The 11,857-nt window shown below is 57.1% G+C and carries 12 protein-coding genes; 7 read left to right on the top strand and 5 right to left on the bottom strand.

Going from position 1 to position 11,857, the window contains the following annotated elements:
* The first annotated feature begins 5 nt into the window (after positions 1-5).
* Positions 6-659 (top strand): TetR/AcrR family transcriptional regulator, encoded by a 654-nt coding sequence (locus tag C0039_RS16310; RefSeq protein WP_101518696.1) that lies wholly within the window; start codon positions 6-8, stop codon positions 657-659.
* Here the strand turns inward: C0039_RS16310 and C0039_RS16305 are convergent.
* A complete protein-coding gene (locus tag C0039_RS16305) occupies positions 656-1,300 on the bottom strand; it encodes a class I SAM-dependent methyltransferase (protein WP_101518695.1) in 645 nt (214 codons plus the stop codon). The two genes, C0039_RS16310 and C0039_RS16305, sit on opposite strands and share 4 nt — an antisense overlap.
* A gap of 43 nt (positions 1,301-1,343) precedes the next feature.
* Between C0039_RS16305 and C0039_RS16300 the strand changes: the two genes are divergently transcribed.
* A complete protein-coding gene (locus tag C0039_RS16300; protein WP_075998877.1) occupies positions 1,344-1,823 on the top strand; it encodes a peroxiredoxin in 480 nt (159 codons plus the stop codon).
* 1 nt (position 1,824) lies between these two features.
* Here C0039_RS16300 and C0039_RS16295 read toward each other — a convergent pair whose 3' ends face one another.
* Genes C0039_RS16295 through C0039_RS16285 form a run of 3 tightly spaced genes read right to left on the bottom strand, consistent with a single transcriptional unit; the run spans position 1,825 to position 4,390 of the window.
* Entirely contained in the window at positions 1,825-2,361 is a 537-nt protein-coding gene (locus C0039_RS16295) for an SRPBCC family protein (RefSeq protein ID WP_075998878.1), read from the bottom strand.
* Positions 2,361-2,972 carry a paraquat-inducible protein A gene (locus C0039_RS16290; protein ID WP_075998879.1) on the bottom strand — a complete coding sequence of 204 codons (612 nt, stop codon included), beginning with the start codon at positions 2,970-2,972 and terminating at the stop codon, positions 2,361-2,363. Before C0039_RS16290 ends, C0039_RS16295 begins: the two co-directional genes overlap by 1 nt.
* Before the next feature lie 47 nt (positions 2,973-3,019).
* Positions 3,020-4,390, bottom strand: a complete 1,371-nt coding sequence (locus tag C0039_RS16285; protein WP_075998880.1) for an SLC13 family permease — start codon at positions 4,388-4,390, stop codon at positions 3,020-3,022.
* Between the two features lie 207 nt (positions 4,391-4,597).
* On the opposite strand from C0039_RS16285, the gene moaA reads away from it, so the two are divergent.
* The 5 genes from moaA to C0039_RS16255 all read left to right on the top strand — a co-directional run bounded on the left by moaA (position 4,598) and on the right by C0039_RS16255 (position 10,470).
* Positions 4,598-5,608 carry a GTP 3',8-cyclase MoaA gene (gene moaA / locus C0039_RS16280; protein ID WP_075998881.1) on the top strand — a complete coding sequence of 337 codons (1,011 nt, stop codon included), beginning with the start codon at positions 4,598-4,600 and terminating at the stop codon, positions 5,606-5,608.
* Between the two features lie 27 nt (positions 5,609-5,635).
* The gene (locus tag C0039_RS16275; RefSeq protein ID WP_075998882.1) at positions 5,636-6,607 is read left to right on the top strand and encodes an AAA family ATPase; all 972 of its coding nucleotides are present in this window, start codon (positions 5,636-5,638) and stop codon (positions 6,605-6,607) included.
* A 6-nt stretch (positions 6,608-6,613) separates the two neighbouring features.
* On the top strand, positions 6,614-8,032 hold the full coding sequence (locus C0039_RS16270; RefSeq protein ID WP_101518694.1) for a vWA domain-containing protein: 1,419 nt from the start codon (positions 6,614-6,616) through the stop codon (positions 8,030-8,032).
* Between the two features lie 303 nt (positions 8,033-8,335).
* Positions 8,336-10,093 (top strand): DUF1631 family protein, encoded by a 1,758-nt coding sequence (locus tag C0039_RS16260; RefSeq protein WP_075998885.1) that lies wholly within the window; start codon positions 8,336-8,338, stop codon positions 10,091-10,093.
* Positions 10,094-10,104: 11 nt separating this feature from the next.
* Complete coding sequence (locus C0039_RS16255) at positions 10,105-10,470, top strand: PilZ domain-containing protein (RefSeq protein ID WP_165787168.1); 366 nt, start codon at positions 10,105-10,107, stop codon at positions 10,468-10,470.
* 6 nt (positions 10,471-10,476) lie between these two features.
* On the opposite strand, the gene C0039_RS16250 is transcribed toward C0039_RS16255, so the two are convergent.
* On the bottom strand, positions 10,477-11,703 hold the full coding sequence (locus C0039_RS16250) for a PilT/PilU family type 4a pilus ATPase (protein WP_101518692.1): 1,227 nt from the start codon (positions 11,701-11,703) through the stop codon (positions 10,477-10,479).
* Between the last annotated feature and the right edge of the window lie 154 nt (positions 11,704-11,857).

Genomic DNA, 11,857 nt, shown 5'->3' with positions numbered 1-11,857 from the left:
CCTAGATGAAAACCCGGGACCGCATTCTTCATACCAGCCTGGAGTTGTTCAATGTCGAGGGGGAGGAGCAAACCACTACCATCGACATTGCCAATGAAATGGACATCAGCCCAGGCAACCTCTACTACCATTTCAAGGGCAAGGACGACATTATCAGCGAGCTGTTTCACCAGTATGAAACAGCTATATCCAGTACTTTGACGGCACCGATTGAGCGCCCGCTGGGAGACACTGGCGACGTCGAGGACAACTGGTATTTTCTCTACGTCGTGCTGGAGGAAATGTACCAGTACCGCTTCCTGTACCATAATCTCGACAATATCCTGCAGCGCTACCCCAGTATTCGCCGCCACTTCAAACACCTGATCCAGCTCAAACGAGCGGCCCTTTTTGCTATCTGCCAGGCGCTGATCCAACAATCGGTGATTGACACGGGAAAACAGCAGATGCTCGGGTTGGTGGATAATATGACGCTAAACCTCACATTCTGGCTAAGCTACGACCAGTTGTTTCATGAGAAACGCGAGCCCTCGGTAACCATTCACCAGGGCGTGCTGCAACTGCTCACCATGGTTGCTCCGTATCTCGGAGACGAGCAACTGACTTTCTACCGGGATTGTGAACTGATCTATGCTGGAATGCTGGAAAAAGCCGACTAGCGCTTTTGCAGCAGCGTCACATCTGCGCCAATACGCTGCAACTGCGCACCCATGCTTTTCGCCCACCAACCCCAAGTCGTTTCACTGAAAAAGCAGACATGCGTTGGGTCATTCTTGTAATGCCAACGAGCGAAGGCCGTGACATCAATAACGAGCTTGGTCATTACACCCAGATAACCGCCTGGTTCCAGCATGCGCCAAAGTCTTGCCAACTCTGCACCGGGATTATGCAGGTGCTCAACCACCTCAGTTGCCGTAATAAACTGGTAGGACGCATCAAGTACATCGGTGTGATTCTGATAGAAAGGATCGTAAACACACATGTCACAGCCCGCCTCAGCCAGCATCGCCGCGAGCGCTGGCCCAGGCCCACAGCCAAAATCCAACCCACGCGCGGCAGCGGGGACACGGGCAAGCAGCGGCTCGGCGAGACGTGACAGGAAACGTCGGTATCCCTGATCATCCACTCTGTTCTGGTGCAGGTCGTACTCGGCCTTCTCCCGGGCCACATCAAGATGGTAGCAGGGCGGCACGAACACCAGCGCACACACCATGCAGCGTAAAAACTCCCGGCTGCGGTCGCGATGAAAAAAGTGCACTTCTGCTGCGCCGCAGAGCGGGCAGTGCAATGAGTCGATCATCTGCTATAGTCCATGCTCAATCCAACCGGAAAAGGACAATACAATGACCATCAGCGTAGGCGATTCCATCCCCCAGGGCACACTTAAAACCATGACTGCGGAGGGCCCACAGGACCTGGGCACCAACGATATTTTTGCGGGCAAGAAAGTGCTGCTGTTCGCCGTACCGGGTGCCTTCACCCCCGGTTGCTCCATTACCCACATGCCCGGATATGTGGTCAATGCCGACAAAATCAAAGCAGCAGGGGTTGATACTATTGCCTGCATGGCCGTCAATGACGTTTTCGTCATGGACGCCTGGGGCAAGGCGCAGAACGCAGAAGAAATACTGATGCTGGCCGATGGCATGGCGGAATTTACTGCAGCTCTCGGCCTGGAACTCGATGGGAGCGCCTTCGGCCTGGGCACTCGCAGTCAGCGTTTTGCCCTGATCGCTGAGGATGGCGTGGTCACTCACCTGAACGTGGAGCCGGGACCAGGCGTAGATGTAAGCTCAGCAGACACCATGATGCAACTGCTCTGACTCAAGACCCGGCGGAGGCGACACGCACTGCCCCCGCCAACCTTGCCCGATCCCCGTTATTCGCGGGCTCTCCGGTCTCATAAAAATGCTTTAGCCCCGCCGCGACCTGAATCAGGTTCTGTCGCACTACCGGCATGATCAATTTGCCAGCAAGAAACCGCCCGACTGCGCCGCCCGGCATCTCGATGCGCATGGAAAGCCGCACCTGTGTCTGCATAGCTCCTGAGCAACTGATTGTGTATTCAAACTCAGCAGAGCGAAAAGGCGGCATGGCCCGGTCGCCCTTGTGCAGCCGGATCACGAAACCTGACCCCGGATACCAGTCGGTAATGGTCTCCTCAAGGTAACGCTTACCACTGTATACGCGGCGATGAGCGCCCTCTCCATGACGCTGCGCGGATACGATTTGGGTCTTAGTCAGTTTCGGTACGTAGCAGTGGGCCTGGGAAAAATCCTGCAGCCGCTCCCACGATTCTTCTACCGGCAGGTTAACCAGCACCGACACCTCCTCCCGTTGAACTGCAGCGCCAGCCGACATCACTTCTCCACTCTGATAAGGCTTCCCGCGAGAATGGAAAACAGGCAATAAGCCAGGAAAAACCAGAACCCCGCTTCGAGTTGCGCATCCATGGTGAGCATATCGCCCATTTGCCCGGAAGCGCTGCCTGCCATAAACGCCACCAACAGGCCTATGACAAAAACATCCGCCATGGACCATTTACTGAGCGCAGCGTTCAACCACAGTAACGGAACCTGCAGGTCTGCCCTGGGTAAAGTGGCCACCAGCGCCTGCAAAAAGAGCTTAAACACCGGGATAACCAGGCTGAATAGCACTATCAACAAGGCGACTGGAAGATTACCGGTGCTTGCCAGTTCATTCGCCGTATCCCAGATGGAGCGAGTGCTGCGGTAAGCCTCGATCTGGCCCTCGATCTGGTCCAGGCCAAGAAAGCTTGAGAACATTCCCAGCATCTGCCGGGTCTGAGAATCGGCGTCTTCCCCAGCGATCATATCGATGCCCAGTTCGGCTACCATCGACTTCTCCAGGGTGCCACTGAGCGTCAACACGGGCTGGGTAACTCCCGGGTACAAGAGCGCCAGGGACACTGCAATCATTACCAGCGCCAGCAGGCGACGCGAAAAGGGCATAAGTGATTCTCCTCAATCGAAAGCGTGAATCATAACGTATTCACCACTCAGGTAAGTTGCACATAGCACACCACGCTGATGATAAGTGCCCCGAGCAGATTCAGCTTGAAACCCTCACGCGCCATGCGCTTGATGGTGAATTCCCCACTGCTGTAAACCACGGTGTTGGGCGCGGTCGCCACGGGTAACATAAAGGCGCAACTGGCACTCATCGCCGCGGGTACCATCAATATTTCTGGTGCCATGCCTGCGCCTATTGCCGCTGCGGCCAGCACCGGCATCAGCAGGGTCGTACTGGCGGTATTGGAGGTTGTTTCAGTCATAAACGTAACCAGCAAGGCGATCAGCAGTATCAGAAGGTAAAGTGGCAGCGTCGCCATGCCCGTAAAGAAGCTGCCCAGCAGGTCACTGAGCCCGGAGCTGACGAAACCCTTGGCAAGGCAGATGCCACCGCCAAATAACAGAAGAGCTCCCCATGGAATAGTGACCGCCCTCTCCCAGGTCAGTAGCCGTTCACCGTTGCCATTGGGTAACAGGAACATCAACACCACTGCGAGCAGGGCAACGGATGCATCGTTAGCCTGGGGCAGGTCCAGCCACACTCTCCAGCCACCAAAAGGTTCGCTGCGGGTGATCCAGGCCAAAGCTGTTAGGCCAAAAACCACCAGCACACGTTTCTCTTCACTGCGCCAGCCTCCCACAGGCGGCAGCGTAACGGATACCGGACCACGAATGTTGCGAGTAAGGACGAAAGCCATTGCGGGTACCATCAGTACAACTACCGGCACTGCCCAGGTCATCCAGGTGGTAAAGCTGATGTTACGGCCAGTCGTCTCCTCGAATATCTGCATAAAAATCAGGTTGGGCGGCGTACCGATTGGTGTACCCACGCCCCCCACGCTGGCAGCATAAGCGACGCCAAGCAGCAGCGGCGTCGCCAGCCTTTGGCGATCCGGTGTCGCATCGAGCACCGCGAGCACTACAGGCAGCAACATCAGCGTGGTAGCCGTATTAGATATCCACATGCTCAACACCGCCGCTGCGGTCATGAAACCCAGCACCAACCGCTGGGTGCTGTGTGCCCCGAACAGGTTCACCATCCCCAGTGCAATGCGCCGGTGGGCACCGGAATGCTCCATCGCCTGGGACAATAGAAAGCCACCGAGCAGCAGCAGGATAATTGGCGATCCATAGGCCTCGCCCACCTGGGCGGGGGTCAGCACGCCCAGCAACGGGAGCACAGACAGCGGCAGGAGTGAGGTGACGGGAATAGGTATAGGCTCCAACACCCACCACACAACGCACACAACCGCCACGAAACCCACTACCGCAATATCACGGGAGTAGCCCGCTGCCAGCAGAGTAAAAGCCGTCGCTCCAGCCAGCCCCAATCCCAGCCACACAGGCCAGCTACGCATGACGCACTTTTAATTGCACCTGCAATCCCGACTGTGGAGCCGGGCGACTTTTTCGCGCCAATGCCATGCTGAATTTCCCGCCATTGTTATGCCGATAACCGCAGCGCGTCCGCACTGCCATCTATGCAGAATCCTGTCCCATGGCCGGGCTAGTGTAAACCCCCAATTCGCTGGCCTGGGACTTTCACAGCGCTTACAATACCGCCTATGGAAACCTCATTGCCCTCTACACTGATCGACTCGTTCCAGCGCCGCGTAAACTACGTAAGACTGTCCGTCACTGATCGCTGCGACTTTCGCTGTGTCTATTGTATGGCAGAGGAAATGACCTTCGCTCCGAAAGCAGACGTACTGTCCCTGGAAGAGCTGTATCAGGTTGCCCACGCCTTCACCCAATTGGGTGTAACGAAGATTCGGCTCACCGGGGGAGAACCGCTGATACGCAGTAATGTCATGTCGTTGGTGGAGCGCATGGGTCAGTTGCCTGGCCTGGAACAACTGGCCCTTACCACCAATGGCTCCCAGCTGCAGCGGCTGTCACCGGCACTGCGCAACGCCGGCGTGAAGCGGGTCAATATCAGCCTCGACAGCCTAAGTGCGCGGAAATTTCGACAGCTTACCCGTCACGGTAACCTGGACCAGGTCATTGCAGGTATTGATGCGGCGGTAGCAGCTGGCTTCCCAGGCGTCAAAATCAACGCTGTCATTCTCAAGGGCCGCAATGAAGACGAGGCCGTCGACCTGGTCAACTTCGCTGTTGATCGAGGGGTGGATATCGCCTTTATTGAGGAGATGCCGCTGGGCCTGATCGACGATCACGACCGTGCACTCACCTTTTGCAGCAGCGACGAACTGCGCAGCATCCTGGCACCTCACTTTCAGTTAATGCCACAGGCAGACCCGGACGGACACAGCGGTCCAGCACGGTATTATGTTATTCCCGGCAGCAGCACTCGCGTCGGATTTATCTCTCCCCATAGTCACAATTTTTGCCATCTGTGCAACAGGGTTCGCGTGACCGCAGAGGGGCGATTGCTGCTCTGCCTTGGCGATGAGCACTCTGTTGACCTGCGCGCCGTGCTGCGCGCACCGGACTACAGCATGGAAAAGCTGCAGCGCACCATTGTAGAGGCTATGGGAATAAAACCTGAGCGGCACTATTTCGACAACGGACAGCAGCCGCAAATCCTGCGCTTCATGAATACAACGGGAGGCTAGTACCCCCGCCCCCCTCGCTGGCGTACAATGGACAGCTTCAAAAAGGAACTGACATTCGTGCACACCCAGGCATACCCCCAACTCGCCTCTACCGACGCGATCAAAAACGGCTTCGAGGCCTTCGGTTACATTTGCTCCGAAAAGATTGCCACTGCTGTATTTCTGGCCAGCCAGTTACGTAAACCAATACTGGTAGAGGGACCGCCGGGCGTTGGCAAAACCGAGCTGGCCAAGACAACCGCTCAACTGCTGGATGCGCCGCTGATTCGCCTGCAGTGTTATGAGGGGCTGGATGAAGCCAAAGCGCTCTATGAATGGAAGTACAGCAAGCAATTACTGTATACCCAGGTGCTCAAGGAGAAGCTGGGCGATCTGCTGCAGGGTGCCCAGGGGCTTGCCGAGTCAGTGGAGCGTTTGCATCAGTTCGGCGATATTTTCTATTCGGAGGAATTCCTCGAACCCCGCCCACTCCTGCAGGCCATGCAGGAGGAACGCGGGGCTATTCTGCTCATCGACGAGGTTGACAAGTCGGACTACGAGTTTGAGTCGCTGCTGCTGGAAATCCTGTCTGACTATCAGGTTTCCATTCCCGAGATCGGCACCGTGAAAGCGCGCTCAGCACCTCTGGTTTTCCTCACCAGCAATAACACCCGCGAGATTTCTGACGCGCTGAAGCGCCGCTGCCTGCACTTGTATATTCCCTTCCCCACGGTAGAGCTGGAAGAGCGCATTGTGCGCAGCCGGGTTCCGGATGTGGACGAGAGCCTGCGTCATCAGTTGGTGGGGTTCGTGCACTCATTGCGACAACTGGACCTGAAGAAAGTCCCTGCGATATCTGAAACCATCGACTGGGCTCGCAGCCTGCTATTGCTGCACGCTGACAAACTTGACGAAGAACTGGTACGCAGCACGCTCAATGTGCTGCTCAAGTTCGAGGATGACATAGAAGCCACCGACGGCGACCTTCGCCAATTGGTGCGCGAGGCTGTCGGGAGCTAGGCCGGGATGCCCGAGAACCTGGTCAGTTTCATCCAGGTCCTGCGCACTCATGACGTGCGTGTTTCCCCCGCCGAAACCCTGGACGCGGTGAATGTTGCCGCTGCCCTGGGCTATGGCGACCGCCAGCGTCTGCGCGACGGCCTGGGCATGGCCCTTGCCAAAACGGCGGAGGAAGAAGCCGTCTTCGCGCAGTGTTTCGACCGCTTCTTTGATCGACGGCTGGCGGATTTTGACGAAACAGTAGAAGAAAAGCTGGACCCGAGCGCAACTGCGGAAACGAATGACAACCCCAGTGAAGCACCGCAGACTGACCCCGCCGTTATCGACAACCCACTGGAGGCGGCCGCCGCAGATTCACCTGAATTGGCAGCGTTAATGGAATCTCCGCTGATGCAGGCGCTGCTGAACAATGATCGCAACACCCTCAGTCTAGCGATGGGCCGCGCAGGCGAAAGCAGCGGGCTGGAGCAGATACAGCTCTTCACCCAGAAGGGACAGTTTACGCGCAAGATTCTCGACGCCATGGGTGAGGAGCAGATCCGCGCCGGCGTGATCGCACTGGAGCAGAAAAACAGCCCCGCCCTGCCCCAACTCCAGCGCTACCGGGACATATTGCGCGAACAGGTGCGCGACTATGTGGAAGCCCAGTATCTGCTGCATGCAGAGGGCAAGACCCGGCAATTTATGGAAGACGTTCTCAGTAAAACGCGGCTGAGCAACATAGAGCACAGTTACCTGCACCGGGTTCACGAGCTGGTGCGAAAGATGGCCAAAAAGCTGGCGGCACGCCATTCGCGAAAGCGCCGCCAATACCGTCGAGGCCAGCTGGATATGCCACGCACAATCCGTCGTGGCGTTGTCAATGAGGGCCTGATGTTCGATGTCTACTGGCGCCGCACGCGCAAGGAGAAGCCCCAGCTACTGGCCATCTGTGATGTCAGTGGATCCGTGGCCGCTTACGCAAAGTTCCTGCTACTGTTTCTCTACAGTCTGCAGGATGTCCTGCCACGCGTACGCAGTTTTGCCTTCTCCAGTCACCTGGGCGAAGTCAGCGACCTGTTTGCGCAGCATCCGGTTGAAAAAGCGATTGAACTGGTCAACTGGAAATATGGCGGTGCTACCGATTATGGCTCGGCATTCACTGATTTTGCCTCGCTCGCGCTGGACGACATCAATAGCAATACCACCGTAATTCTGCTTGGCGATGCGCGCAATAACCGGGGAGACCCGAAACTGGAAATCCTGCAAAGTATCTACCGTCGTGCCAGGCAGGTCATATGGTTGAACCCTGAATCACGTCGAGCCTGGGGAAGCGGCGACTCCGAGATGCTGCGCTATCAAAGTGCCTGTCATTTTACCGCCGAATGCAATAACCTAAAGCAATTGGAACGCATAATCGACCAGCTTCTTAAAAGTACCCGATGACATGGCTTATCTCTGCAAAGATTGCAGCTACCGCGGCAAAACCAGTGGTCAGGGTGGACAGTGTCCCGCCTGCGGATCGTTTAATATCACCGCCCAGCGCGTGGCAGCCCAGAATCAGGAAGGCCCGCCCCTCTGGCATAAGATCGCACTGGTCGCTTCCTGGTCTCTGCTGCTGATTTTGATTCTCTGGAAGTTGATCACCTGAAACTCTCAAAAGAACAGTTCCCGCTTCGCGTCTCGCTGCAACCTCTGGTGGTGCAGTGCTTTGCCGATCAGGCGTCCCCGGCCCAGGACGGTCAGCCTATGCCGCGGGAGGACCTTTTCAACTACCTCAATACTATAGACAACTTCGATATCGGTCCGCTGCAGGCGGTATTGGCACAGACGGAAGTAATTGGTGAACCGGCCCTACCTGCCAGCGAAGACATAGCAGCGCTGGCCTGGGTGGGCGCCGCGTTTGATCATTGGGAACGCCACTTTACCCTGGACCAGCCTCTGGCTGCCCGCGTGCGACGCCTAAAGCCGGTTCTGGGGTTAATGGCCCTTGCAGACAGCCAATTTTATATCCCGGGAATCCACCCGCTTCACCAGGTTCTGGATGGAATATATGATGCGTCCGTGGGCTGGCAAGAAAGCCTGGGACGTGCAGGTGAACCAGTAGAAAAGCTTATTGACCAGACCGTGGAAGGCGCCATGGCCTGCCTGGAGGAAAACGGCTCAGGACTCATGGCGTTACTGAGGGAGTCGATCAAGTCAGCACAACGGCTGGAGAAACGCACTCGCCGTATGGTTCAACGCACTGCCGACGGCGAACGCGGCCAACTGCGCGCAGCGCGCGCCAAAGAAGTCGCCGCGACCATGATCAACAAGGAGATAACCCGCCATCCTATTCCTGCCGATATCGGTTATTTCCTGACCAGACCGTGGTTTGAAAGCGCCCAACTGGTGCTGCTTAAATACGGAGAAAACTCCTCTCAGTGGCAAGAGATAAGCGCTGCCACCTCCAACCTCATGGCGACGCTTGCGCCGCAGGAAGAAGGCGGCCCTGCGGCGGAGGCTGGGGCCGAGGCAATACAGCAGATAAGGCGCTGGCTACTGAGCTTGCAGCATGACCAGCAGCAGACCGAGGAGGCGATCAGCACTATCGAGTTCACCCAGTTGCGAGTGGCGAAGGGAATGGACATCGAGCGCTCTGCGACCAGCCTGATTCCAATCGCCAAGTCATCACCGCAGACAGAAGAAAACAGCTCTCTCAACGGAGTGGAAACCGGTCAGTGGTACCAGGTAGAGGCGCGTAAGGGAGGCATACTACGCATTCAACTGGCCATGATGCAGCCCAGAGAACAGCGCCTGATGTTTTGTAACCACGCCGGTGCCAGGGTTCAGTCCATGGATTACCGCGCCTTCGCCGAGTTACTGGAGCGGGGTAAAGCGAAACACCTGGATACGGGAGTAAGTTTCAGCCGTTCACTGGCAGCGGTAATCGGAGTCGACACACCAGAGGCCCTCAGCCGTCTTACCGGGGAGCCAGCCGCCGCGATGGCGAATGCCGATCCAGTTCCGGCTCCAGCTCCAGCTCCAGCCACCGCAGCGGCTCCCAAGAGGCAGCCAAAGTCACCTCCGGCTGACACAGAAAAAGGAGCGCTAACGGAGGAGCCGACAATCACACCCGCCGCGGTCGTGACCGAGCCCCCACCAGCAACACAGCCTCCCTCGCCCGCCCCCAAACCGGAGGTGTCGGAACTCCCCCCGGTTCAGGTGGAGAGCGAACCCAACCCTGAACCGGACCTGCCCGAGTCGGGCATTCCAGAATTGCCGATGGGCACCTGGCTGGGGTTCCATGACCTGGACCCGCCACTACTGGCCAAACTGGCCATGCATGACAAGGTCAGGCGCCTACTGATCTTTGTAAATCGCAAAGGCATTGAACTACGTCGCCTGCCCGAGGAAGAGTACCTGGCGCTGTTGCAAGAAGGCCAGGTGGACATCCTCGAAGCCAAGACTAATTTTCGCGAGCAGGTGGAAATGGCCCGCAAGCGAATGGCCAGACACCAGACCTGAAGGGGATTGCGTTGGACCTGGAGAGAAAGCACTTAAGACTCCCCGTGGAGAGCCGGGTGTTCATCGAGCTCGAAGAGCGGAGCGATGATACGCGTGACCAGGGCAGCGTGGTTGTATGCAGGACCCTGGATGTATCGGCACAGGGCCTGAGGGTAGCGGTAGACCAGGAGCTTGAGGAGCAGGCCTATTTACAGATTGGCGTGGAGCCCCCGCATTCAGCGGAAGCCACAGAAACGTTTTTCCTCATTGCCCAGGTACGCTGGTGTCGGCCCGGCGAACTGCCCGAACAGCCCTTCGTGGCCGGCCTGGCACTGATGCAGGCCCAGGGCTCAGACATTGATCACTGGATTACTCTGATTTCCAGCCTGGAAAACTGAGCGCATTCAGAAAATGCGCTCTTCACCGTCGTCATCCTCTTCCTCAACCAGCTCAAGACTCAGGTCCATACCCTGACCATACCCAGGTGATGGCCTGCTGACAGCGTGATCTGCCGCCGGCGGCGCGCTTGCCGGTGAACGCGCCGGGGCAGAAGACATAGCGCTGCCGCCCTGCTCCCGGGCAAACTTGATTTTCAAGCGCACATTATTGGGAGCATCCGCATTGCGCAGTGCTTCTTCCTCAGAGATTTTCCCCGCCATAAACAGCTCAAAGAGCGCGGTATCGAAGGTCTTCATCCCGCTGTTCTCGGATTTCATCATCACTTCTTTGATGCCGTCCAGCTCGCCGCGCAAAATCAGGTCCGCAACCCGGGGAGACCCCAGAAGGACTTCAATCGCCGCGCAGCGCTTACCATCCACAGTGGGCACGAGACGCTGTGAAACAAAGACCTGCAGGTTAAGTGAGAGGTCCATAAGCAACTGCTGCTTACGCTCATCAGGAAAGAAATTGATTATCCGGTCAAGCGCCTGGTTAGCATTATTAGCGTGCAGCGTAGAGATACACAGGTGGCCGGTTTCCGCAAACGCGATCGCATGCTCCATAGTCTCCCGATCCCGAATCTCTCCGATCAGGATGACGTCGGGAGCCTGGCGCAACGTGTTCTTCAAGGCATTGTGCCAACTGCGTGTATCCACCCCCACTTCGCGCTGATTGACGATGGACTTCTTATGGCTGTGCACGTACTCCACCGGATCCTCGATGGTCACGATGTGCCCGCTGCTGTTGGCGTTACGGTAGTCAATCAGCGCTGCCAGTGATGTGGACTTGCCCGAACCCGTGGCACCGACAAACAGCACCAGGCCGCGCTTGCGCATCACTACCTCGGGGAGAATGTCCGGCAGGCCCAGGTCCTGCCAGCGCGGAATATCGGCGACAATGTTACGGCAGACCATGGCCACTTCGTTGCGCTGGATGAAAATATTCACCCGGAAGCGACCGTAACCCGGTATCGAGGTCGCCAGGTTCATCTCCAGTTCCTGCTCAAATTCAGCCTGCTGGGTCGGATCCATCACCTCATAGGCGATTTCCTTGATCTCCCCTGGCTGCAGTATCTCGCTATCTATAGGCCTGAGTTTACCGTCAAATTTGGCACAGGGCGGCGCGCCCGTGCTCAGATAAAGGTCTGAACCATTCTCCGTGGCCAAAAATTTTAGCCAGTCTGTTATGCGCACGATCGCTGTCCCCACTCTGCGATTATATTATCTGTGTACAACGGGCCCTCTGCCAGGTAACCCGCCAAGTCGACACTCTAGCAGCTTGCAGGGAGCTCTCCTATATCGTGTTGTGGAAAAAGCACCGAAACCCTGGCCGTCGGTTCAGCCAGGG

The organism is Pseudohalioglobus lutimaris (genome assembly GCF_002866825.1).
Taxonomy (GTDB): domain Bacteria; phylum Pseudomonadota; class Gammaproteobacteria; order Pseudomonadales; family Halieaceae; genus Halioglobus; species Halioglobus lutimaris.
This window is presented reverse-complemented; position numbering and strand designations above follow the sequence as displayed.

Coding starts and splice junctions, on each gene's coding strand:
- moaA (WP_075998881.1), top strand. CDS start 4,598: ATGGAAACCTCATTGCCCTCTACACTGATCGACTCGTTCCAGCGCCGC.
- C0039_RS16260 (WP_075998885.1), top strand. CDS start 8,336: ATGCCGCGGGAGGACCTTTTCAACTACCTCAATACTATAGACAACTTC.
- C0039_RS16305 (WP_101518695.1), bottom strand. CDS start 1,300: ATGATCGACTCATTGCACTGCCCGCTCTGCGGCGCAGCAGAAGTGCAC.
- C0039_RS16290 (WP_075998879.1), bottom strand. CDS start 2,972: ATGCCCTTTTCGCGTCGCCTGCTGGCGCTGGTAATGATTGCAGTGTCC.
- C0039_RS16300 (WP_075998877.1), top strand. CDS start 1,344: ATGACCATCAGCGTAGGCGATTCCATCCCCCAGGGCACACTTAAAACC.
- C0039_RS16285 (WP_075998880.1), bottom strand. CDS start 4,390: ATGCGTAGCTGGCCTGTGTGGCTGGGATTGGGGCTGGCTGGAGCGACG.
- C0039_RS16275 (WP_075998882.1), top strand. CDS start 5,636: ATGGACAGCTTCAAAAAGGAACTGACATTCGTGCACACCCAGGCATAC.
- C0039_RS16295 (WP_075998878.1), bottom strand. CDS start 2,361: ATGTCGGCTGGCGCTGCAGTTCAACGGGAGGAGGTGTCGGTGCTGGTT.
- C0039_RS16270 (WP_101518694.1), top strand. CDS start 6,614: ATGCCCGAGAACCTGGTCAGTTTCATCCAGGTCCTGCGCACTCATGAC.
- C0039_RS16310 (WP_101518696.1), top strand. CDS start 6: ATGAAAACCCGGGACCGCATTCTTCATACCAGCCTGGAGTTGTTCAAT.